This window comes from Allomuricauda ruestringensis DSM 13258, from assembly GCF_000224085.1.
Taxonomy (GTDB): Bacteria; Bacteroidota; Bacteroidia; order Flavobacteriales; family Flavobacteriaceae; genus Flagellimonas; species Flagellimonas ruestringensis.
Genome location: NC_015945.1, coordinates 690,510 through 713,334, shown reverse-complemented (window position 1 = coordinate 713,334; position 22,825 = coordinate 690,510). Strand labels below are relative to the sequence as shown.

Below are 22,825 nucleotides of genomic sequence, written 5' to 3'. Positions count from 1 at the left end.
CAACATTAATCCAATTATGGCATTACTTAATTTTCAGAAGCCCGATAAAGTTATAATGATCGATTCAACAGATTTCGAAGGGAAATTTGAATTTCGCCCTTTGGAACCTGGTTATGGATTAACAGTTGGGAATGCGCTGAGAAGGGTATTACTTTCCTCTTTGGAAGGTTTTGCCATCACTTCTGTGCGCATAGATGGAGTTGAACATGAATTTTCTGTTATTTCCGGCGTTGTTGAAGACGTCACCGAAATTATCCTTAACCTTAAACAAGTTAGGTTTAAAAGACAGATTGATGATGTTGAGAGCGAAACTGTCTCTATTTCCGTAAGTGGAAAAGAACAAATGACCGCCGGTGATTTCCAAAAGTTCATTTCGGGATACCAAGTGTTGAACCCAGATTTGGTAATCTGCAACATGGACCCCAAAGTGAGCATCAACATGGAAATCGTAATCGAAAAAGGTCGTGGTTATGTTCCTGCAGAAGAAAACAAAAAATCCAATGCCCCATTGGGAAGCATTGCGGTCGATTCTGTTTACACTCCTGTAAAGAATGTAAAATATAGCATCGAAAACTTTAGGGTAGAACAAAAGACCGATTATGAAAAATTGGTTTTCGAAATCATCACCGATGGTTCCATTCACCCAAAAGATGCCTTGACCGAGGCCGCTAAAGTATTGATTCACCACTTTATGTTGTTCTCCGATGAGCGTATCACCCTTGAGGCTGATGAAATTGCTCAGACCGAGACCTACGATGAAGAATCATTGCACATGCGCCAGTTGTTAAAGACCAAGTTGGTAGACATGGACTTGTCCGTAAGGGCATTGAACTGTCTTAAAGCTGCCGAAGTGGATACTTTGGGAGATTTGGTTTCCTTCAACAAAAACGATTTGATGAAGTTCAGAAACTTCGGAAAAAAATCATTGACCGAATTGGAAGAATTGGTCATCAACAAAGGCCTACAATTTGGTATGGACCTTTCCAAATACAAATTAGATAAAGATTAATAATCATATTTTGCTCTCCTGATTGATTGGGATTTGGTAGCAAGATGATAACTTAGAACAATGAGACACGGAAAGAAGTTTAATCACTTAGGTAGAACAGCCGCCCACAGAAAGGCCATGTTGGCCAATATGGGAAGTTCCCTAATAGAGCATAAAAGAATCAACACCACGGTTGCAAAAGCCAAGGCGTTGAAACAGTTTATAGAGCCTTTGATCACTAAAGCAAAAACCGAAAACAACCAGACTACCGAAAAAGGTACGCACAACAGAAGGGTTGTTTTCAGCAACTTGAGAAGTAAAGAGGCCGTAACAGAATTGTTCAGCACCGTTGCTGAGAAAGTAGGTGACAGACCAGGAGGTTACACAAGAATCATTAAATTGGGTAACCGTTTGGGAGATAACGCTGATATGGCAATGATCGAGCTGGTGGATTTCAACGAGCTTTACAACGCAGGCAAGCCGAAGAAGAAATCAACCAGAAGAAGTAGAAGAGGCGGCGGAGGTGCTAAAAAAGCTGAAACACCTGCTCCAGCGCCAGCAGCAGAAACTAAAACTGACGATTCTGAAGAATAAGAAGAATGTTATTAACTATTATATTTTAGGAAAAAGGATAAGTGAAAACTTATCCTTTTTTTATGTTTTTTTATCTTAACTGAAACTAGAGCACGAAATGAAGTATCACACAAAGAAAAAAGCGTTGATTTTGTTGGCTGACGGAACCATATTTTATGGCAAGGCCGTTGGAGGAAGAGAAGGCACCGCGGTAGGGGAAGTATGTTTCAATACCGGGATGACAGGTTACCAAGAGATTTTTACCGACCCATCTTATTATGGGCAGTTAATGGTGACCACCAATGCACACATTGGTAATTATGGTGCCCACGAAGATGAAGTGGAATCTGATTCTGTAAAGATTGCAGGTCTCATCTGTAAAAATTTCAGTTACGAATATTCGAGGCCGGATGCCAAAATGAGTCTTTTGGAATTCTTGGACAAGAACAACCTATTGGCCATTTCCGATGTGGACACCCGTGCTTTGGTGAGCTACATAAGGGATAATGGAGCCATGAATGCATTGATCTCCACAAAAGTGGACGACATTGATGCCCTAAAAAAAGAGTTGAGCCAAGTGCCGAGTATGGAGGGCTTGGAACTATCATCCAAAGTGTCCACCAACGAGCCCTATTTCTACGGAGATGAAAATGCTGAATACAAAATATCCGCTTTGGATATCGGAATCAAAAAGAACATTTTGAGAAGCTTGGCAAAGCGAGGAGCCTACATCAAAGTATTCCCGTACAATACTTCTTACAGCGAAATGAAGGAATGGAACCCGGACGGATATTTTATTTCCAATGGACCTGGTGACCCAGAACCTCTGACGGATGCCGTGGCAGCCACCAAAGAAATGATTGCTTCCAACAAACCATTGTTCGGGATTTGTTTGGGACACCAAGTATTGGCCTTGGCCAATGGCGTTTCCACCTATAAAATGCACAATGGGCACAGAGGAATCAACCACCCTATCCTAAACTTGGTCACAGGGAAAGGGGAAATCACCTCACAAAACCACGGATTCTCGGTAAATAGGGAAGAAACAGAAGCCAATGCCGAGTTGGAAATCACCCACACCCATTTGAACGATCAAACGGTGGCAGGTATCAAAATGAAGAACAAGGATGTATTCTCGGTACAATACCACCCAGAAGCAAGTCCAGGTCCACACGATGCGGATTATCTGTTCGACCAGTTCTTTGATTTGATCAAGGCTAGGAAAAACTAAGAGCCTGTTTAGGAATTTGTGATTGGAATTGGTATAAGCCATTTTTTCGCAGTTTGAGGCGTAATTTTTAAGCATAGCCGTGGTTACGGTTCAAGATTATAACGAAAAAATGCGGAAAAAGGGACATAGGAAAACAATTGACAAATTTCTAAACAGTTTCTAAAACGTTATAGTTTTGTTTTTAAGCAATTAAGTGCGTTTTGTGTGTAATATCATGGAGTTAAAAACGCCACCTTTTGTATCTTAGCCCAAATAATCACAACTATAAAACATTGAATTAAAATGAGCATCATTATCAACATTCATGCAAGACAGATATTGGATTCCAGAGGAAATCCAACAGTAGAAGTAGATGTAGTAACCGAAAATGGAATTATGGGGAGGGCAGCAGTCCCTTCTGGAGCCTCTACTGGAGAGCATGAAGCCGTTGAGTTGCGAGATGGTGGCGATTCCTTTATGGGCAAAGGAGTTGGCAAAGCCGTGAACAACGTAAATACCATTATTGCAGAGGAATTGATCGGAACTTCTGTTTTTGAGCAGAATTATATAGACCAAGCCATGATCGAATTGGATGGTACCCCGAACAAATCAAAATTGGGTGCCAATGCCATATTGGGTGTCTCCTTGGCAGTAGCAAAAGCAGCGGCCAACGAGTTGGGAATGCCCATGTATCGTTACGTAGGTGGTGTTAGTGCCAACACGCTTCCAGTACCAATGATGAACATAATCAATGGAGGTTCGCACTCCGATGCACCCATTGCATTCCAAGAGTTTATGGTAATGCCGGTAAAGGCAAAGGACTTTAGCCATGCCATGCAAATGGGAACGGAGATTTTCCACAACCTTAAAAAAGTACTGCATGACCGTGGTTTGAGTACTGCTGTAGGTGATGAGGGTGGATTTGCACCAACTTTGGAAGGTGGTACCGAAGATGCTTTGGATACCATTGGAAAAGCTGTTGAAAAAGCAGGCTACAAATTAGGTGACGATATAATGATCGCATTGGATTGTGCTGCCGCTGAGTTCTATGTTGACGGTGCTTACGATTATACAAAATTCGAAGGTAGCAAGGGGGTGGTCAGGACTTCTGAGGAGCAAGCACAGTATCTTGCCGACCTTTGTGATAAATATCCAATCATTTCCATTGAGGATGGAATGGATGAAAACGATTGGGACGGTTGGAAAGTACTGACCGAAAAAATCGGTAACAAGGTACAATTGGTTGGGGATGACTTGTTCGTAACGAATGTAGAACGTTTATCCCGTGGTATCGAAAATGGCATCGCCAATTCCATTTTGATCAAGGTGAACCAAATCGGCACATTAACAGAGACCATCGCTGCCGTAAACATGGCTAAAAATGCAGGTTATACTTCTGTAATGTCTCACAGATCCGGTGAAACTGAAGACAATACCATCGCCGATTTGGCAGTGGCATTGAACACAGGTCAAATTAAGACCGGTTCAGCTTCTAGGAGTGACCGTATGGCCAAGTACAATCAATTGTTGAGAATTGAGGAAGAGTTGGGAGACATTGCTTACTATCCTCAGGAAAAAGCCTTCAAGGTAAAATAAGCATAATAATTATTTAGCATACAAAAAGCCTTTCCCATTTGGGAAAGGCTTTTTTTTGTTTCAATAACAAAGTTTGGTTAACTTAATGGTTCACTAAACTACCTTAAAATTCTCCTGCATGAATAACTTTCTTTTTGTTGCCGCCGAAAACGATGCTTTGGAAAATTGTAAAGCAGGCGGTATGGGCGACGTGGTTCGCGATGTGCCCAGACAAATTTCGGACCGGGGAGACAAGGTTCACGTAGTGGTGCCAGCTTATTCAAGGCTTCATAAAGGGGGATTGCCCAGAACCACGTTAAACTTTACGCTGCGGGGTATAAAAACCACTGCGGAATTGTATGAAGTACAGCCCAAAAAGGAGTTTCCAAATATTTTCCACTATGTACTGCATCATCCAGAGATAGAGGCTGGAGATATTGCACACATTTATCATAATGACCCAGAAGAACCATTCTATACCGATGCCATTAAGTTTGTTATATTTTGTACAGCAGTGGCAGAAGCCATAAAACAGGGAGCGTTTGGAGATTTGGATATAGTGCATCTGCACGACTGGCACTCCAGTTTGTTATTGTTTTTAAGGGAGTATCACCCCGAGTACACCAACCTAAAAGATATCAGGACGGTATACAGCATTCATAATTTGGCCATTCAAGGAATACGCCCTTTTGATGGAAACTATTCATCCGTAAAAAACTGGTTTCCCAACCTGCCCTTGGATTATCAAAAATTGATGGACTATAGGTATCAGGACTGTATCAACCTAATGGCGGTAGGTATCCGTTTTGCCGATGCCGTACACACCGTTTCACCTTCTTATAAAGAAGATGTGCTGCTGCCAAGTTCGCCCCCTGAATTTATTGGAGGTGAGGGATTGGAAAAGGATTTGCAAAAAGCAGACCAAGAAGGACGGTTGTTCGGTATTTTAAATGGATGTAACTACAAAAATATCAATAAAGAGAAGAAGGGTAATATTTACCGAAATACGGTCAAAGCATTGTTCGGATGGCTACAGCAAGAGGATAAAAAATACAAAGCTGATTTTTTAGCGCACACAGGAGAAAAAATTATGGCATTTGTGGATGAACGACCAAAATTCATTGCATCCAGCGTAGCACGTTTAACGGAGCAAAAGTTTTATTTTTTTATGCGTTCGCCCGAGGCATTCGTGGAAATCCTGAAACACTTGGAGAAGGTGGATGGAATATTTATGCTATTGGGAACAGGTGCTCCGGAGTATGAGGAACTTTTTAGAAAGTTGAGCTACGAGCACAAGAACTTTATTTTTACGAACGGTCAATCCGAAAAACTCATCGATTCCATGTATTTGGAATCCGACCTATATTTTATGCCCAGCCTTTTTGAACCCTGCGGCATCAGCCAAATGTTGGCCATGCGAAACGGAAATCCTTGTTTGGTGCACCACACAGGAGGGTTAAAGGATACGGTGGACCATATGATAACTGGTTTTGCCTTTGACGGAGACAGTTACGATGAAAAAATAAAAAACATGTTGGGAGCTTTGGACATGGCTCTGGATGTGTTTGAAAATGATAAGCCGACCTGGAAAAAAATACAGGCCGCCGCAAGAAAAAAACGTTTCACATGGGAGAAATCCGTTGATCAATATTACAAACTACTTTACAAGTTGGATTAAGCAAATTTTCTATATCGTTTTCACGTTAATATCAACACAAATAGCGGTTGGAAATTGTTAATGGTTGCGCTTTTTCGTATTTTCCGCTTTCTATTTTTACTAATCTATTAAAATATAAAATGTCGGATAAAGCTATACTCGAATATGGGGGAGAAAGATATGAATTCCCCGTTATCAAAGGTACTGAAGATGAATTGGCCATAGATATTAAAACCTTGAGGGCCTCAACAGGAATGGTGACTATAGATCCCGGTTACAAAAATACTGGATCGTGTGAAAGTGCTATTACCTTCCTAAACGGTGAGAAAGGAATCTTGAGGTATCGGGGGTATTCAATTGAAGATTTAGCCGAGAAAGCCGACTTTTTAGAAGTAGCCTATCTTTTGATTTTTGGTGAATTGCCAAACAAAGAGCAGCTGGAAAAATTCCATAGCGATATTAAAGAAGAGTCGCAAGTGGATGAGGAAATGAAGAAGATTTTGGACGGTTTTCCAAAATCGGCACACCCAATGGGAGTGTTGTCTTCATTAACCAGTGCATTGGTGGCCTTTAACCCATCTTGTGTAGATGTGTCATCCGAATCGGCCATGTACAACTCCATTGTTCGTATATTGGCAAAGTTCCCAGTATTGGTGGCTTGGACCATGCGTAAGAAAAAAGGTCTTCCTTTGGATTATGGCGATGATAGCCTCGGTTATGTCGAGAACATACATAAGATGATGTTCAAAAGACCTAACCAAGAGTATAAGAGAGATAGGATTGCTATTGATGCCTTGGACAAATTATTGATTCTACATGCAGATCACGAACAAAACTGCTCTACATCAACCGTACGTATTGTGGGTTCTTCGCATGCCGGGCTTTTTGCTTCCCTTTCTGCAGGTATTTCTGCACTTTGGGGACCACTGCACGGCGGTGCCAACCAAGCAGTGTTGGAAATGCTCGAAGCAATTGAAGCCGACGGAGGTGATACAAAAAAATATATGGCCAAAGCCAAGGATAAGAATGATCCATTCAGATTAATGGGCTTTGGACACCGTGTGTACAAAAACTTTGATCCAAGGGCTAAGATCATTAAAAAATCAGCTGACGAAGTATTGGGCAACTTAGGCATTGAAGACCCTATTTTGGACATTGCCAAAGGATTGGAAAAAGAAGCTTTGGAAGACAGCTACTTTGTAGATAGAAAACTATACCCCAATGTGGATTTCTACTCAGGAATTATCTATCGCGCTTTGGGCATACCCACAGAAATGTTTACCGTAATGTTCGCTCTCGGTAGATTGCCCGGATGGATTGCGCAATGGAGAGAAATGAGACTTAGAAAAGAACCTATTGGAAGACCAAGACAAGTCTATATCGGGGAAAACCTCAGAAGCTTTGTTCCGTTGGAAAAAAGATAAGATTTGGGACGAAAAGAATTAAAAAGGGGCGAATCTCGCCCCTTTTTTATGGGGGAACTATAGTATGGTTACGCTATTTTGATTTAAATCCTTGTCTTTGTCATAGCATATCCACATAATGCCACTAAAGTAATGTTTCTGTATTTCAGAGGTATTGTCGTTTTCCATGGAACTTTTCGCCTTTTGAAATGTTTGATGTATAAAATCATGTGCGTCCACAGTACTTAAATTCTTTAAAGTAGACTCTAAAGATTTACGGTATTTGTTAATGGATTGGTTTACCTTCATAATATTCCAATCCACATCTTGGTCGGCATCCTGATTTATAGATAGATAACCTTCAGGAAAATCACTCTCTGTGATACAATCATCATATTTTACAGCGTAAACAGATTCCATCTGTTCTTTGGAATTAAAATTAATATCTTCCATTTTTTGAAACGCATTCATACCGCTCAATGTAATAAACACTGAGGCTAGCAGAACCGATGTAAGTAGCAATCTTTTCATTTGTAAGAAAAATCTTATTGCAAATGTAATGATTAATATGAACAAAAACCTGATCAAAGTCAGTTTCTTAAATTTTATTTTTCATTTTAATCATTTGATATACAAATCATTGATTTAAAATTATATTCCTTTGTTCTTATAATGGAAAACCTTAAATAAAGTAGGTAATTTTATTATTTAACAAAGGGGAAATTGAAGTAAAACACTAGATTTGTCACCGTATTCTAAGGATTATCCTTATCACTTTCAACGGCCGGTTTTTTTGGCCATTAATGAATCGTGTATGATTGAATTGAACATTGTTGATGAGACCAGTAAATTAAAAGCTGTTATTTTGGGAACGGCCCAAAGTAGTGGACCTATACCTACTATTGATGAGGCTTACGACCCTAAATCCATAGAGCATATTAAGGCGGGCACTTATCCCAAAGAAGCGGATATGGTTAAAGAAATGGAAGGCTTTGCCCAAGTGTTCCATAAATATGGGGTGGATGTCTATAGACCGGAAGTGCTTAAGGATTGCAACCAGATCTTCGCAAGAGATATTGCCTTTGTTATAGAGGATAAAATGTTTCATGCCAATATTTTGCCCGATAGGGAGCGTGAGTTTGTGGCCATTCATAATGTATTGGACAAAATAGACCCCAAAAAGATAGTTCGCCCACCAGAAGAAGCACATATAGAAGGGGGCGATGTAATGCCCTGGAACGACCATATTTTTATCGGAACCTATTCGGGTGCAGACTACGCAAGTTATATTACGGCACGGACCAATAGGGAAGCAGTGGAATTTATTAGAGGTATGTTTCCCCATAAAACGGTAAAATCCTTCGAACTCAGAAAATCCAATACCGACCCCAAGGAGAATGCACTACATTTGGATTGTTGTTTTCAACCCGTGGGCAAGGATAAAGCCATTTTGCATAAAAATGGATTCTTGGTAGAGGAGGAATACCAATATTTGGTAGATTTCTTTGGATCGGAGAATATTTTTGAGATCGATAAAGAAGAAATGTACCAAATGTTCAGTAATGTTTTTTCCATATCGCCCGAGGTGGTAGTGTCGGAAAAGAGTTTTACCCGACTTAACAATTGGCTTCGAGACCAAGGATTCACCGTTGAGGAGATTTCCTATGCCGAAATCGCCAAACAAGAAGGCCTGTTGCGCTGTAGCACCATGCCTTTGATCAGAGCATGATTTTTTAACCCAACTTTCCTGCTGCCACAGGTATAGCCAAAACAGTCAAAATATTGAGAAAGCAGATTACAAACACCATTCTTATGGTGCGTCCCGTAAACTTTAGGATGAACGAGCAAACCGCTGTTAATAATTATTTTCAGGAAGACCCGCATCTTAAAAATGTCGAAATCAATAAAAAAGCGCAACAAGAGTTCGACCAGTTTGTAAAGGTTCTTCGGGAGCATGGTGTTAACGTGATTACCATTAACGATGATATGGAGCGCGATACACCGGATTCCATTTTTCCGAACAACTGGGTTTCTTTTCACGAGAGCGGAACCGTTTGTGTGTACCCCATGTTTGCCGAAAATCGCAAAAAGGAACGTAGGGAGGATGTTTTTGAATTGTTGGAGGAAAACGGTTTTGTCATCAACAATATTATGGATTATACAGCTGCTGAGGATGAGGGAGTATTTCTGGAAGGAACCGGTAGTATCCTCAAAGATAGAGTCAATAAAAAAGCGTATTGTGCTCTTTCCGAACGCGCCCATGAAGAGCTTTTTATAGAATTTTGCGAGGATTTTGATTGTTTTCCTGTGATTTTTCATGCCAACCAAACGGTAGAGGGTGAACGATTGCCCATTTATCACACTAATGTGATGATGGCCATGGCCGAAACCTTTGCTGTGATTTGCCTAGACTCCATTGATGATAAAAAAGAACGAAAGAATGTGGTCGAGCATATTAAGATGGACGGTAAGGAAGTTATCAGAATCACCGAGGAACAAATGTGCCACTTTGCCGGTAATATGCTGCAAGTTGTAGGTGCGGACGACCAACGTTACATGGTGATGAGCACCCAAGCTTACAATAGCCTTACTCAAGAACAAATCATGAACATTGAAAAACATTGTCCAATCATCCATAGTCCTTTGGATACCATTGAGACTTGTGGGGGCGGTAGTGCTCGTTGTATGATGGCGGAAGTATTTTTGCCGAAGGCATAATTGTCCCCTTGAGGGGACCTGAGGGGTGTTGTCGGAATATGTTTTTTGACACGAATTGCACGGATTTTCTCGAAGTATTAAATTGTCATTTCGAACGGATGTGAGAAATCTAGAAATAGTGGGGATTTCTCAATCGCTGCTTTGCACCTCATTCCCTCAACCCAACTACAATACCCCTAAGCGTAGCAACAACTTGTTGCACCTCCTTACGGTCAAACGTATCCTCTTCCAAATAAAACAGCATTTCTACGGCCAAATCTAAAACTTTGGCCAGTTCTTCAGGAAAACCGTCCATTGCGATAAATATTCTTCTATGTCCATCCTTACCTTTAGGCAAGCAAGTAACAATAGTTTGGAAAACGGTTTAATGTCATAAATGACAAGTTGTAAGCAATGGAAGTCCCTTTATCCCAAATTTGTAATTTGGAAACTCAGAACTCTTAACCCAAAACTCATAACTAATCTTCCTCCTCGGCCGTAAACCCACGAATGGCCTGGTTGGGCTCCATAATGGTGTAGCCTTTCCAAAACTCCGGGTCGTAGCGTGGCATATAGGTAGCCTTCACCGTTTTGTCCACTTTAAAGGACTTGAACTCGCTTTCGGCAATGTTATCTTGGTTGAAGACCACGAGTTCCCATTTGGCAGTAATGTTCATCTGGAAATCAATGTTCAGTTTCAATTCGTTCTGTTTGCGACGGCCCTTTACATGTTTGTTCTTTTCTACCACTTTTAAGGGCCGGTCCACCCCAAAGAATTTACCATCGGCCAATTCCATAAACTGAAGGTCGTACTTGCCATTGGGCAGTTTGGCAAATCGCATGGTGCCCTTGTACATCGTTTCGCGATAGGTGATGCCCAGCAACCTAAAATTACGCAGGCGTTGGGTATTGGTAAAGTCCAACCGCATTACGGCAAAGTCTTCAATGTTGATGTAGAGCCGGCCTTTAAAATCGGCACTGCTTCGCTTGGGCCAAAAGTCGACCACATACACCCCTGCATCGCCAATATCGGCATAGCCCGCCAGTTTAAACTCGTAACGGCGGTTTTTGTCCACCAAATCCAATTTGGTATCATCTTTATAGTACAGTTGGCTCAATAGTTCCTTGAACTGCCAACGTTGGCTATCGGTTAAGCCGGAAACACTATCTTTTTTTACTTGGGCTTTCAGTTTTTTTGCCTGGTCCATCCGTTCGTCGTCCATAGTGTCCAGAATGGAATCCACCTGTATCTTTTCACTAAAAATCCCCGATTTTATCTTTAGATAAGAACCCGGCTTTACGTTCGCCGTAAAAATGTCCTCCATGTGTTCCGCCAAATCTTCAAAAGAGCTCACATCGCGTTTATCGTACAGGTCGGCGGCTTTTATAATATTGAGCTTGTAATCGGTGTCGTTTTTGTAGAAGTCGCCAAAACTCTCGGTGTAGTGCGATGCATTTTTAGGGATAGATCGGGCAATGCTGTCCATCAATTCCTTGTTGAGTTCTTTGATGGATGATTTTTCAAATCCAAAATCTACCTTGTGCATATTGGCCAATTCCGACTTCCTAAGGAAAAATCGTTGTTTTATGGGGGCTTTGTTCACGTTTTGGGGTATGTTTTCTATCATTTTTTCAATGATGTCGTCCACTTCCAGTTCCTTGTCAAAAACATAAACTCCGCTCAGTTCAATGGCCTTGGCATTTAAAGTAACCAAGCTGTCCTGCATCTGTTCCAGCGTGAAGCCTTTTTTCTCATAGCCCATGGAAGTCACATAAATGGAGTCGGGCAGGGCGGTACCTTCTTCCAACACAAAACTGAAACGGCCTTCATCATTAGTGATTACTCCTTGGTGCTCCCCATATTGTATGGTGGCATAGGGAATTCCTTTTTGGGTCTTGGCATCCACCAAACGGGAACTTATGGTTTGTGACACCAACGGGAATGCGGTCAAAAGCAAGAAATAAGTAAGGAGAAAAGCTTTTTTAACGGACATAGTTTTATGTATGATTATATTAGTTAAGACTCCTTTTGGGGAGGAAAGGTTGCCTGTTGTTTAGACGAACGTTGGGGAAATTTGTGACAAAGTGCAAAGAAAAACGGAATCGCGATGCGGCTTAATAGTATTTTAACAGCTTAGGAGTTAGGGTGATTGTCATTTCGAGCGCTCCCGATAATTATCGGGACGTGAAATATGAGAATAGTGAAGACTTCTCAATCTATGCATTGCAGCTCATTTCGAAATGACAATATCTCATAGGGTTGGATGAGATTCCGTGTCAAGCACGGAATGACATCTTAACTTTTAACTGGATGATTATCGAGATTTTGCAATATTCCGGATCATATTCCCAAAAATAAAAAGGTGGAAGGGCAGCACGGAATACCAGTACAATCGTCCCAATAAGCCTTTGGGACGAAAGGTTGCGGTTTGATAAAGTACTCCGTCCTTAATCTTAAACTCGAGCCAAGCCTCACCCGGAGTTCGCATTTCGGCAAAAAGAAGCAGACGTTTATTTTTTTTATCGGCCAAAAGCACACGCCAAAAGTCCAATGCATCTCCTGGAAATAGTCTGTAGGGATGGGTGCGCCCGCGCCGGAGTCCTGGTCCACCTACCAATTTATCCAAAAACCCACGGATTTTCCACAGCCAGTTGCCATAATACCACCCGGTTTCGCCGCCAATACGCCAAATATTATTCAAAACGGCATCTTCATCTTTAATACGGATGGATTTTTTATCCTGAAGCACACCATATTTGGGTACTTGGATATATTCGTTGAGGTCTTCTTTGATTTGTCCGCTGGCAATGCTGTCCTTCCAACTGCTTATTACGAGGTTTTGCTCAATTTTTTTGAAAGCCAAATCTATGGCCTCTTCGTAAGTATGGGTTTCAATCCCCAGCATTTCTTGTAACCGATTGTCTTGGGCCACTACTTCCATTTTCATGCTATCCACCAGGTTCATAGCTAACTTGTACGAAGTTGAGGTAACAAAATAAAGCCAGTATGAAGATAGCTTGGGTGTCATCACGGGAACGGTAAAAATCCAGTTTTTAAAACCACGGACCTTCGCATAACCGTGCAACATATCCTTGTACGTGAGAATGTCTGGCCCACCAATATCAAAAGATTGGTCGTAAGTGTCCTTGTTTCCCAGAACTTCGGTTAGGAACTGAATCACATCCCGAATGGCGATGGGCTGTGTTTTGGTAAGCACCCATTTTGGCGTAATCATAATGGGCAGTTTTTCGCAGAGATCACGGATTATTTCAAATGAAGAGCTACCAGAACCTACAATGATCCCCGCACGAAGCACCGTAACATGAAAAGGGCCTTTGTAAAGAATTTCTTCCACATTTTTTCTGGAGCTTAAGTGTTTGGATAGTTTTTTATCGTTAACAATACCGCTGAGATAAATTACCTGTTTGCATTGGGTATTCTCCAAAATGGCATTGAAGTTTTTGGCTGCTTGTGCCTCCTTTTCATCAAAATCTGTGACCGAAGAGGTCATCGAATGTATCAGGTAGTAGGCGGCATCAATATCTGTGGGAGCTTTTTGCTTTTTGGGGTCGTCCAAAAAATCAATTTCCACAACGGCGATTTTGGAGCGGGTCTTGGTATCGACCGATAATCTTTTTTCATCACGAACAGCACAGACGACCTGGTGGCCCATATCCAAAAGTTTGGGCAATAAACGCATCCCAATGTAGCCATTGGCTCCAGTCAACAATATTTTCATAAATCTTCAAGGTTGGTGGGTAGATTGTCCGCTCGATGATCCAATAATTTCTGAAAAAATCGTTGGATGGCCTTGGTGTCCGAACGTACTTTAATAAAATAGTGGTCCATATAAATGGAGTAAATACCAATGTCACCTTTATGAACATTCAATTTGTAATAGGGAATGATCAGACCATAGGTCTCCAAGCGGGAACGGAACCGAACAATAATACCATTGGGACGGATTTCAACATTGCAGGTGTTGGTGCTGCTGTCCAAAATAAGCAGATTGTAGATGTCGATACTGGCTTCGGTAATATATAATTTTGGTGAACCGATACCGCCCATGGAAAAACGCTCTTTTATGGGGAGGGGTTTGCCCACGGCTTCGTCAATTTTTTTGGTGATTTTTTTATCGTTGTAGGATACGTTCAATAGCATATCTAAAAATAGTCAAATTAAGACCGACCATTTGATAATGGTGTGGGAAAAGCCCAAAAAATCCGTAGTTTTGCGCCCTGAAAAGCCTTTTAGATGAGTTTGCAAAACGATTTGACCCAAAAAGTGATCGAAGCGGTAAAACAACTGTACCAAGTTGACCTGCCCACGGTGGAATTTCAACCTACCCGAAAGGATTTTGAAGGAGACATTACCGTTGTGGTGTTTCCCATGTTGCGTTATGTAAAGGGAAATCCTGCCGCGATTGGGGGGCAGATTGGGGAATATTTAGAGGAGCATGTTGATGAAGTATCCAAATGCAATGTGGTACAAGGCTTTTTGAATATTGTTATTGAAGACAGCTATTACCTCAATTTCTTCAACAGCATCAAGGAAGAGACCGATTTTGGTTATGTGAAATCACAGTCCGATGATGCGATCATGGTGGAATATTCTTCTCCCAATACCAACAAGCCTTTGCACTTGGGGCATATCCGAAACAATCTTTTGGGCTATTCCGTGGCCGAAATTTTGAAGGCTTCGGGCAAAAAAGTGTACAAAACGCAGATTATTAATGATCGTGGAATCCATATCTGCAAGAGCATGTTGGCCTGGCTAAAATTTGGCGAAGGAGAAACGCCTGAATCTTCTGGATTGAAAGGGGATCACTTGGTCGGGAAATACTATGTAGCTTTTGATAAAGTGTACAAAGAGCAGATTTCCGAGTTGATAGAGTCAGGAACTCCAAAGGATAAAGCGGAGAAAGAAGCTTCAATTTTGTTAGAAGCCCAAGAAATGCTCAGAAAGTGGGAAGCTGGTGATGAAGAAGTAGTGGCGCTATGGAAAAAAATGAACGGTTGGGTGTACGATGGTTTTGATACCACCTACAAAAATCTAGGTGTTGATTTTGATACGTTGTACTACGAGAGCGATACCTATTTATTGGGTCGCGATGTGGTAAAAGATGGTTTGGAACGAGGCGTTTTCTTCAAAAAAGATGATGGTAGTGTTTGGATCGACCTTACCGAGGAAGGGCTGGATGAAAAAATAGTTCTTCGTTCCGATGGAACCGCGGTGTATATGACGCAAGATATTGGTACGGCGATACAACGGGTAACCGATTTTCCAGATATCAACGGAATGGTGTATACCGTAGGGAACGAGCAGGATTATCATTTTAAGGTGTTGTTCCTTATCCTGAAAAAATTGGGATACTCGTGGGCAGAGCAATTGTACCACTTAAGCTATGGTATGGTAGACCTGCCCAGCGGAAAAATGAAGAGTAGGGAAGGTACCGTAGTGGATGCGGACGACCTGATTAAAAACATGGAAGATACCGCAGCGTCCATTTCGCAAGAATTGGGCAAGTTGGACGGCTATTCCGAAGAAGAAAAAAGGCAATTGTACCGAACCATTGGTTTGGGTGCCTTGAAATATTACATCTTAAAAGTGGACCCCAAGAAGCGCATCTTGTTCAACCCTGAAGAGTCGGTAGATTTCCAAGGGAACACAGGGCCGTTTATCCAGTATACTTATGCTAGGATCCAGTCTATTTTGCGCAAGGCGGATTTCAATGTCTCGACTGCGCTCGACATGACAATGGACTTGCACGAAAAGGAGAAGGAGTTGTTGAAGCAAATCCAATTGTTTCCTGAAACGGTGCAGTTGGCGGCGGAAAACTTTAGTCCTGCCTTGATCGCCAACTATACTTATGATTTGGTTAAGGAGTTCAACTCGTTCTACCAACAAGTATCTATTTTGGGCGAAACGGATGATCAGAAGAAAAACTTTAGGGTGCAGTTGTCGCAAAAAGTGGGTGAGGTGATTCGGTCAGCGTTCCACTTATTGGGCATAGATGTTCCTGAGCGGATGTAATCCCTCTGTTATCTCCCTTTTTAAAGGGAGAAGCCTGTGGGATTATTTAAAATGTTCTGAAATTTCCGAGAGTACGGATTCCAAATTTTCAAATACCATTTTATTCTCAAATCGGATTACGGTAAAACCTAATTCATTCAAAACTTTAGTACGTTTTGCATCGTATTCTTGTGCTAGGGGTGTATTATGAACAGCTCCATCCAATTCGATTACCAGTTTTTCAGATGCACAATAAAAATCTACAATATAGTTTTTGATACTGTGCTGACGGTTGAAACGCTTTCCCTGTAATTTTTTAGCTTTTAGATGTCGCCACAGAAAGGCTTCGGCAGGGGTTAAGTTCTTTCTCAACTTTTTTCGAAAATGTTCTAATTCTTTACGATTATGGATTCTTTTCTTCATCAATCTCTATTTAAAAAGTTCCCCTCTTTACAAAAGAGGGGTGATTCAGACTAGCTAAATCGGGGAGATTGATGGAATAAATCTACAAAATTTAAAAACTCACCCTAAAACTTACATTGGGCGTAATGCCCAGCGAAACGTTTTCCACGGTCTCAATTTCATCATCCGCGTTTACTCGATAATATTTGTTGAGCGTATTTTTTCTATTCGTAAAATTTAGAATGGAGAGTCCCGCATTGGCACGAATGCTTCTACTTAACTGAAAATTATAGATGGCCGAAGCATCCGCCCTAAAATATTCTGGCAATCGGCTACTGTTCGGAGATTGGTAATTGATTCTGGGTGGAAAAAAATCTTGGTCCAAACCTTCATCTCCTTCAACAGGTTCTGTAAATGGTTTTCCCGTTCTATAGTTTAGTCCAATACTTAATTTCAAGTCTTTATAGGTGTAGGTGCTTGCAAAGGTAACCGTGTGCCTTATATCTAAATTATTGGGAAACGACTGTGGTACTATCGAATCAAAAGTATAATCATTTTTATTGTAAGCATAGCTCAACCATGTACTGTAGTTCTCTCCTTTTTTATTGATGAGCAATTCCACTCCTTTAACATCGTAACTTCCAATTTCCCCAGAAAATTGATACGGGTTTTGAAACCCTTGTGTACTTGTACTGATGCCATCTACGTTTTTGTAGAAAGCCTCAACCCCAACGTAAAAATTGTTTTTTTCGTAATTAATGCCAACGGAACCTTGTTTGCTTTTGGTAACAGGGAGTGTGCTATCGTTGGAGAGAATCCATCTGCGTTTTTCTATGCCCAAAAAGTTTTGCTCCAAATCTATGATTTGGTTGGTGGTTTGGCTTTTGAATTCGCCCAACACTTCAGCTCTTAGGTAATTGGCCAATTTAAAATTTAGGTTGATTCTTGGTTCGATCAAAAACTTTTTGAACGTGTCCAGATTCTCGATAAAGTTAAAGCGGGCACCGATTTTTCCAATGAATTTGTTCTCAAAAGAACTATACCCAAACTCTGTGTATGGGGCATGGATTCGGGCAACGTCTATAACTTTGCTGAAGAAGTCAGGTTGATTGATTTCGGTAAAGTTTTTTATTCCCGTTTCAATATATTGATAGCCATTGCTCCAACTGAATTCATCGTTCAAGATATAATCTGTGTTCAGTTTTAGGGCATTTTCCGTCACTTGGTTGTTTTGGAACAATTGCTGTACCCCATTGGCAAAAATATTCTGTGCGTCCAGATTGTACCTGGAGTAATACATGTTGAGATGAGAAGAAAAGCGGTCGGTCCAAGTACTCTGCAATTGACCGCCTACGGAAATATTATCCTGTCTTAATAAACTGGTGTTGGTCTCATCTGCGGAGACATTGGTTTCTTCATATTTTAGATTGTTTTTGATACGTATGGCACTCAGCCTGATTTTATGGTCTGGGTTGAGGTTGTACAGGATTTTTCCGGAAAAGTCGTAAAAGAAAAAGTCTTCATCTCGGATAAATTCGTCATCTACAGTATTGTTGTTTTGAAGCGTAATCTCGCTATCTTGAAAGGCCCTATTGAAAAACTGTTTGTAGGTAGGCGTGCTCAGGAAATCGGTTGCCGAACGCCTGGCCGAAAATTGAATGCCGAGTTTGTTGGTTACCGGAATTTCTCCATAAACGTCCCCGCTTATCAGGTTAAATCCTCCGCCTCCCTTCCATCTATCGGAGATTGTATTCCCAGTTCCCATTTGAATAACACTACTCACGCCATCCCCGAAATTTGCTGGGGTTCCATTTTTGTATATGGTCACCTTATCTGTTTGGTAGGGATTAAAAGCGGATATCAAACCAAAAAAATGTCCGGACTGATACATTTTGATGCCGTTCCATAGTACTAGGTTTTGGTCGTTGGTTCCTCCTCGTACATTAATGTCCGATACCGTTTCATCAATACTCTTAATGCCAGGTAGGGCTTGTACGGTTTGCAGGATGTCCGGTTCTATCAGTCCTGGAAGGATGCCAAATTCGTCAGTTTTCAGAGTAATACTGGCATCTTTTTCCTTTATGATTCCTGAGGTAAGGTATTTGTACACAAATACTTCATCCAATTGTTCGTAATGCTGTGCCAATAGTATTTTAGGGCATCCACCTTGTTGCAATAGGGTTTCGATCTTTACATATTTGGTAATGTAGCCCAAATAGCGAATTTTGAGTGAGGCATCACGGGGGATGTTTTTCAAGGTAAAGGTGCCATCGCTGTTGGTAATTTTGGCAATGTCGGTTCCCAATACCTCCACCGTTGCACCTATAACCGTGTTTTCTTCAAAATTATCCAGTACTACGCCACAAAGGTTTACGCGGTTTTCTTTGGTAAGGGTGTAGTACCGTTCATTGAGTTTTTTTGTTTCTACACGAAATTTATCTTCAATATATTGTAGAATTCCTTCCAGTGAGTTAAGGTTTTCGGGAATGGAAATGGTGAGTCCTTCCAAATCTTCATTGAGATAGGAAAACTTGATGTTAAAACGGTTTTCCAACGTTTTTATATAGGAAATAAGGCCAATGGGGGATTGCTGCCTTTCCTGCGCATTGGCGGCGCAGAGTATGAAAAGCAAAAAAACAAGGACGAGGCCTAAATGCTTATTGTTGTGTGTTCCCAGCATAAAAAAGTACGTTGTCTCCTTCTATTTTGTAACGTGTTTTGGAGGGGGTACTTATACTTTTTAACGCCATATTTAGGTTAGTGTTGTTGAAAGAACCTGTAAATAATAGATTTGTATCTATATTTTTTGAAGATACCTTTACATTGAACTGTCTTTCAAGCTCGGCAAAAACATATTTTAGGGGGATGCTCTCAAAATTACTTTCGTTGTTCATCCAAGATGGGAGTGTGCCATTGGGCGTCCCAATGTTGACAATTTTGCCGTTGATCATCAAGAAAGAAGTTCCAGCAGGCAATTTGGTTTCTTTGTTGTTGTAGGTGATGCTTACCAAACCTTCATAGCAAGTCACCTCAAAAAAGCCTTTTCTATTTTCTACATTAAATTGTGTGCCCAAAACGGCAACCGTTCCGTGTTTGGTGGAAACCGTGAATTTTTTTCCTTTGGCAACTTTAAAGAAAGCCTCTCCTTTTAAATCAACATTTCTTTTATTGTCCCAATTCTTTTTATTGAAGGACACTTGAGAATCTGCGTTCAAAAAGATTTCGGAATTATCGGGCAGTAGAACCTCGGAACGCTCTGCATAATCCGTGGTAACTTTTTCGTTTAAGGTATTCACATAAAAATAAGAACCGGCAAGGAGTATGGCAATAACGGCAGCAACTCTCAGGAATTTCTTGAAAGGGTTCAGGGAAATCACCTTTGGTGCATTGTCAATGTGCTCTTCTTTCAAGCGCTGTAAGGCTTTTTCCGTGTCAAAATCGGGTGCCTTTAAGTTGCCTGAAACATCCTTGAGCTTTTGATACGAGGCAAACTCTTGGGAATTTTTGAACTCCCTAAGCTCCTCTTCCGAAAGCTCTCCACTGAGCCATTTTGCCAAATAATTTTCTTGCATGGGTTTTATGCTTTACGTTATAATAACAACTACCTTTTAAAATACCCTACCTTTCAAGTTCAAGTTCAAGTTCAAGTTCAAGTTCAAGAGCATAGATCCGTGGATCAGGGCCAAACGACAAAGACTGGGGCTACTACCAACTGCGAACTGACATCTGACTTCGTGCTTCTAACATCAAGTTCAATGGCTCCTGTCTCTTTCCTATCGTCTATCTTTTCTACTTTAAATACCATCAATTTGTTCCCGTAAGCTCTTGAGTGCTAAATGCATCCTTTTTTCAATGGCTTTTATGCTCACTCCTTCCATTTCTGCAATTTCCGCATATTTTTTTCCATCAATCCGGTTGAGCAAAAAAGTAGTTCTTTGGTTTTCGGGCAAAGCATTTAGGGCATTGTCCAATTTTTCCTTGTATTCTTTTTCCTCCATCAAAAATTCTGGGGACTCATTTGTTCTGTCCTTGACAAGGCTGTCAGCATGTTTTAACCTCACCTTTTCTGCCTTGATCACATTTAAATATAGATTATTGGCAATTGTGTAAACGTAGGATTTTGCCTTCTCCGGACTTACCTTTGCACAGTTTTGCCAAAGTTTTACAAATGCTTCCTGAACGGCGTCATGAGCCTTTTCCTCATTCCCAAATTTGTAAAAGATATAATTGAAGACCGTTTTGGAGTGGGTCTTAAAAACTTTGCTGAAAACATGATCTTCGCATACGTTGCTCATGGATGGGGGTTTGTTTTTCGGTTCAAATATATTTGAAAATTTTTAAGAAAAAGTAGGGTTTTTTTAAGAAGGGTTGTTTTAAGATTGAATTATAACCCCAAAATTCAAAAGTTATGAAAAAGTTGATTGACAACTTGTTGCGCACAGTACTGGTTGTACTTGTTTTAAGTTTGTCCTCCTGCCAGAAAGAATACGAAAAGATTGACCCAGGTGACGAGGGACAGGCCATTGCAGCCAATTCTACAACAGCTATATTGATTAAAAATACATCTTCTTATGATGGTTCTTTTGACAATATTGTCGATGGTGCCAGTTGTTTTGCCATACAATTTCCTTATACAGTGAATGTAAATGGGGTTGATGTGACAATCGATTCTAAAAGTGACCTTGAAATTGTTGAAGAAATTTTTGATGGATTGGACGACGACAACGACGTTTTGGACATTGCTTTTCCCATTACAGTTACCCTTTCCGATTTTACAGAGATAAGCATTAAAAACTATGGTGAGCTTGAAAAAATGGCCCGTGAGTGTATTGAAGGGGGCGACGATGACGATATAGAGTGTATCGACTTTGTTTACCCAATTACCTTGTTCACTTTTGGTGTGGATAACCAACAATCCGATCAGGTAGAGATAAAGAACGACCTAGGTATGAGGAGGTTTTTTGATGAACTTGGCGACAATGAACTGATTAGCATACAATTCCCCATTACTCTAAAAAAACATGATGGCACCCAAATTACGGTAGGGAGCAATGCGGAACTTGCCGCAGCCTTGGAAACATCCAAAAATGAATGTGATGAGGACGATGATAATGATTATAACGATGATGATTTCACTTTAGAGGAACTTAATGACCTTTTGCTGGCCTGTCCTCTGGAAGTTAGACAAGTAATCCGCGATGAGGTCGATAATACTGAGCAATATTTTGAACAGTTGATGACCTTTTCCCAAGATGGAACAGTAGTACTCGCCAGTGCAACTACCAGTATAACTGGAACATGGACTACTAGCATGGCGGGCAATGGTGTGATGTTGAGTATTGATTTTCAAGCTGCAGCAGATTTTACTTTGGAATGGTATGTATATAAAATGCATGATGATTTTATCAAACTCTATAAAGACAACGACAATAAAATAATACTTAAGGAACGTTGTGATGCAGAACCATCCGAAGTAGATAGGGAAACCTTGATTACAATGCTGCAAGAATGTGAATGGATTGTAAAAAAGATAATAAACCAAGGGAATGAGACCAAAAGACTTCTTGGATATGAATTCCAGTTTATGGCAGAAGGAACGGTTACCCTTGGCAATGGTATAAATGTTTCACAAGGTAGTTGGGACATAGGACTCAACAGTCAATTGAAATTATCCCTTATGATTACTATGGAAGGTGAGCCAGAGGTAAGTTATGAGTGGCCCATCAGTGAGCTTACAGATAGCCGTTTAAAGTTTGATATTGATGACTCAGACAATGAAATGGTACTCCTGCAAGTATGTGATGACAGTACGGATGATGGCGATGTTACCGAAATTAGAAGCATAATCATGGATGGATCTTGGAATGTTGCCCTGTATCAAGAGGGAGAAATACAACTAACAACTTCTTACACAGGAATGGAGTTTAACTTCTCTACGATGCACCAAGTGGAAGTATTGATTAATGCAGACCCTATGGCCAATGGTCTTTGGAGGGTACTAAGAGACTCAGAAGAAGGTTTGAAGTTCTATATCAACTTTGATACCACGAACGATCTTGTAGAGTTGACCAATGATTGGAAGGTGGTTTCCATTACTTCCACACGAATCGAACTTACTGATGAAAGCGATGATGGTTCTTTGGATAACTTGGTGTTCGAGAAGCTATAAAAGTTTTCCCCAATCTTTTTTTTCAAAAGAAGGACGGATCGCCCCAGAGCCGTCCTTTTTCTTTTAGAGCCTGTTTGGAAATTTGTGATTGAAATTGGTATAGGCCATTTTTGATTCAGTTTGAGGCGTAATTTTTAA

The 22,825-nt window shown here is 40.8% G+C and carries 19 protein-coding genes; 10 read left to right on the top strand and 9 right to left on the bottom strand.

From position 1 onward, the window contains the following. Positions 1 to 16 precede the first annotated feature (16 nt). The 6 genes from MURRU_RS03220 to MURRU_RS03195 all read left to right on the top strand — a co-directional run bounded on the left by MURRU_RS03220 (position 17) and on the right by MURRU_RS03195 (position 7,427). The gene (locus MURRU_RS03220) at positions 17 to 1,009 is read left to right on the top strand and encodes a DNA-directed RNA polymerase subunit alpha (protein WP_014031987.1); all 993 of its coding nucleotides are present in this window, start codon (positions 17 to 19) and stop codon (positions 1,007 to 1,009) included. Between the two features lie 60 nt (positions 1,010 to 1,069). Next, positions 1,070 to 1,582, top strand: coding sequence for a 50S ribosomal protein L17 (gene rplQ, locus MURRU_RS03215; protein WP_014031986.1), 513 nt, complete (start codon positions 1,070 to 1,072; stop codon positions 1,580 to 1,582). A gap of 97 nt (positions 1,583 to 1,679) precedes the next feature. Next, positions 1,680 to 2,792 (top strand): glutamine-hydrolyzing carbamoyl-phosphate synthase small subunit, encoded by a 1,113-nt coding sequence (gene carA / locus MURRU_RS03210; protein ID WP_014031985.1) that lies wholly within the window; start codon positions 1,680 to 1,682, stop codon positions 2,790 to 2,792. A 282-nt stretch (positions 2,793 to 3,074) separates the two neighbouring features. Beyond that, the gene (gene eno / locus MURRU_RS03205; protein ID WP_014031984.1) at positions 3,075 to 4,367 is read left to right on the top strand and encodes a phosphopyruvate hydratase; all 1,293 of its coding nucleotides are present in this window, start codon (positions 3,075 to 3,077) and stop codon (positions 4,365 to 4,367) included. A 118-nt stretch (positions 4,368 to 4,485) separates the two neighbouring features. Continuing rightward, on the top strand, positions 4,486 to 6,024 hold the full coding sequence (locus tag MURRU_RS03200) for a glycogen synthase (protein ID WP_014031983.1): 1,539 nt from the start codon (positions 4,486 to 4,488) through the stop codon (positions 6,022 to 6,024). A 119-nt stretch (positions 6,025 to 6,143) separates the two neighbouring features. After that, positions 6,144 to 7,427, top strand: coding sequence for a citrate synthase (locus MURRU_RS03195; RefSeq protein ID WP_014031982.1), 1,284 nt, complete (start codon positions 6,144 to 6,146; stop codon positions 7,425 to 7,427). A 57-nt stretch (positions 7,428 to 7,484) separates the two neighbouring features. Here MURRU_RS03195 and MURRU_RS03190 read toward each other — a convergent pair whose 3' ends face one another. Further along, positions 7,485 to 7,877 carry a hypothetical protein gene (locus MURRU_RS03190; RefSeq protein ID WP_148261472.1) on the bottom strand — a complete coding sequence of 131 codons (393 nt, stop codon included), beginning with the start codon at positions 7,875 to 7,877 and terminating at the stop codon, positions 7,485 to 7,487. Positions 7,878 to 8,220: 343 nt separating this feature from the next. Here MURRU_RS03190 and MURRU_RS03185 point away from each other — a divergent pair, with 343 nt between their 5' ends. Then, entirely contained in the window at positions 8,221 to 9,135 is a 915-nt protein-coding gene (locus MURRU_RS03185; RefSeq protein ID WP_041801270.1) for a dimethylarginine dimethylaminohydrolase family protein, read from the top strand. Between the two features lie 83 nt (positions 9,136 to 9,218). Then, the gene (gene ctlX / locus MURRU_RS03180; RefSeq protein WP_041801269.1) at positions 9,219 to 10,124 is read left to right on the top strand and encodes a citrulline utilization hydrolase CtlX; all 906 of its coding nucleotides are present in this window, start codon (positions 9,219 to 9,221) and stop codon (positions 10,122 to 10,124) included. 148 nt (positions 10,125 to 10,272) lie between these two features. Here ctlX and MURRU_RS17735 read toward each other — a convergent pair whose 3' ends face one another. The 4 genes from MURRU_RS17735 to MURRU_RS03165 all read right to left on the bottom strand — a co-directional run bounded on the left by MURRU_RS17735 (position 10,273) and on the right by MURRU_RS03165 (position 14,265). Further along, complete coding sequence (locus MURRU_RS17735) at positions 10,273 to 10,461, bottom strand: hypothetical protein (protein ID WP_148261471.1); 189 nt, start codon at positions 10,459 to 10,461, stop codon at positions 10,273 to 10,275. Between the two features lie 121 nt (positions 10,462 to 10,582). Then, the gene (locus MURRU_RS03175; protein ID WP_014031977.1) at positions 10,583 to 12,097 is read right to left on the bottom strand and encodes a peptidase associated/transthyretin-like domain-containing protein; all 1,515 of its coding nucleotides are present in this window, start codon (positions 12,095 to 12,097) and stop codon (positions 10,583 to 10,585) included. Between the two features lie 321 nt (positions 12,098 to 12,418). After that, positions 12,419 to 13,843 carry an SDR family oxidoreductase gene (locus MURRU_RS03170; RefSeq protein WP_014031976.1) on the bottom strand — a complete coding sequence of 475 codons (1,425 nt, stop codon included), beginning with the start codon at positions 13,841 to 13,843 and terminating at the stop codon, positions 12,419 to 12,421. Then, positions 13,840 to 14,265: a hypothetical protein gene (locus tag MURRU_RS03165; RefSeq protein WP_014031975.1), complete on the bottom strand. Its 426-nt coding sequence runs from the start codon at positions 14,263 to 14,265 to the stop codon at positions 13,840 to 13,842. The genes MURRU_RS03170 and MURRU_RS03165 overlap by 4 nt, the downstream gene beginning before the upstream one ends. Before the next feature lie 93 nt (positions 14,266 to 14,358). On the opposite strand from MURRU_RS03165, the gene argS reads away from it, so the two are divergent. Next, on the top strand, positions 14,359 to 16,137 hold the full coding sequence (argS, locus tag MURRU_RS03160; protein WP_014031974.1) for an arginine--tRNA ligase: 1,779 nt from the start codon (positions 14,359 to 14,361) through the stop codon (positions 16,135 to 16,137). A 42-nt stretch (positions 16,138 to 16,179) separates the two neighbouring features. Here the strand turns inward: argS and MURRU_RS03155 are convergent, their stop codons facing one another. From MURRU_RS03155 to MURRU_RS03140, 4 genes are all read right to left on the bottom strand, one after another. Next, positions 16,180 to 16,539, bottom strand: coding sequence for an endonuclease domain-containing protein (locus tag MURRU_RS03155; protein WP_014031973.1), 360 nt, complete (start codon positions 16,537 to 16,539; stop codon positions 16,180 to 16,182). Positions 16,540 to 16,630: 91 nt separating this feature from the next. Beyond that, on the bottom strand, positions 16,631 to 19,198 hold the full coding sequence (locus MURRU_RS03150; RefSeq protein ID WP_014031972.1) for a TonB-dependent receptor: 2,568 nt from the start codon (positions 19,196 to 19,198) through the stop codon (positions 16,631 to 16,633). Next, complete coding sequence (locus tag MURRU_RS03145; protein ID WP_014031971.1) at positions 19,176 to 20,090, bottom strand: FecR family protein; 915 nt, start codon at positions 20,088 to 20,090, stop codon at positions 19,176 to 19,178. The genes MURRU_RS03150 and MURRU_RS03145 overlap by 23 nt, the downstream gene beginning before the upstream one ends. A 222-nt stretch (positions 20,091 to 20,312) precedes the next feature. After that, the gene (locus MURRU_RS03140) at positions 20,313 to 20,813 is read right to left on the bottom strand and encodes an RNA polymerase sigma factor (protein WP_014031970.1); all 501 of its coding nucleotides are present in this window, start codon (positions 20,811 to 20,813) and stop codon (positions 20,313 to 20,315) included. Between the two features lie 113 nt (positions 20,814 to 20,926). Between MURRU_RS03140 and MURRU_RS03135 the strand changes: the two genes are divergently transcribed. Then, positions 20,927 to 22,687, top strand: a complete 1,761-nt coding sequence (locus MURRU_RS03135; protein ID WP_014031969.1) for a hypothetical protein — start codon at positions 20,927 to 20,929, stop codon at positions 22,685 to 22,687. Positions 22,688 to 22,825 lie beyond the last annotated feature (138 nt).

Bases quoted from the DNA above. Each gene is read 5' to 3' on its own strand.
- MURRU_RS03220 (WP_014031987.1), top strand. From the start codon at position 17: ATGGCATTACTTAATTTTCAGAAGCCCGATAAAGTTATAATGATCGAT.
- rplQ (WP_014031986.1), top strand. From the start codon at position 1,070: ATGAGACACGGAAAGAAGTTTAATCACTTAGGTAGAACAGCCGCCCAC.
- carA (WP_014031985.1), top strand. From the start codon at position 1,680: ATGAAGTATCACACAAAGAAAAAAGCGTTGATTTTGTTGGCTGACGGA.
- eno (WP_014031984.1), top strand. From the start codon at position 3,075: ATGAGCATCATTATCAACATTCATGCAAGACAGATATTGGATTCCAGA.
- MURRU_RS03200 (WP_014031983.1), top strand. From the start codon at position 4,486: ATGAATAACTTTCTTTTTGTTGCCGCCGAAAACGATGCTTTGGAAAAT.
- MURRU_RS03195 (WP_014031982.1), top strand. From the start codon at position 6,144: ATGTCGGATAAAGCTATACTCGAATATGGGGGAGAAAGATATGAATTC.
- MURRU_RS03190 (WP_148261472.1), bottom strand. From the start codon at position 7,877: ATGAATGCGTTTCAAAAAATGGAAGATATTAATTTTAATTCCAAAGAA.
- MURRU_RS03185 (WP_041801270.1), top strand. From the start codon at position 8,221: ATGATTGAATTGAACATTGTTGATGAGACCAGTAAATTAAAAGCTGTT.
- ctlX (WP_041801269.1), top strand. From the start codon at position 9,219: ATGGTGCGTCCCGTAAACTTTAGGATGAACGAGCAAACCGCTGTTAAT.
- MURRU_RS03175 (WP_014031977.1), bottom strand. From the start codon at position 12,097: ATGTCCGTTAAAAAAGCTTTTCTCCTTACTTATTTCTTGCTTTTGACC.
- MURRU_RS03170 (WP_014031976.1), bottom strand. From the start codon at position 13,843: ATGAAAATATTGTTGACTGGAGCCAATGGCTACATTGGGATGCGTTTA.
- MURRU_RS03165 (WP_014031975.1), bottom strand. From the start codon at position 14,265: ATGCTATTGAACGTATCCTACAACGATAAAAAAATCACCAAAAAAATT.
- argS (WP_014031974.1), top strand. From the start codon at position 14,359: ATGAGTTTGCAAAACGATTTGACCCAAAAAGTGATCGAAGCGGTAAAA.
- MURRU_RS03155 (WP_014031973.1), bottom strand. From the start codon at position 16,539: ATGAAGAAAAGAATCCATAATCGTAAAGAATTAGAACATTTTCGAAAA.
- MURRU_RS03150 (WP_014031972.1), bottom strand. From the start codon at position 19,198: ATGCTGGGAACACACAACAATAAGCATTTAGGCCTCGTCCTTGTTTTT.
- MURRU_RS03145 (WP_014031971.1), bottom strand. From the start codon at position 20,090: ATGCAAGAAAATTATTTGGCAAAATGGCTCAGTGGAGAGCTTTCGGAA.
- MURRU_RS03140 (WP_014031970.1), bottom strand. From the start codon at position 20,813: ATGAGCAACGTATGCGAAGATCATGTTTTCAGCAAAGTTTTTAAGACC.
- MURRU_RS03135 (WP_014031969.1), top strand. From the start codon at position 20,927: ATGAAAAAGTTGATTGACAACTTGTTGCGCACAGTACTGGTTGTACTT.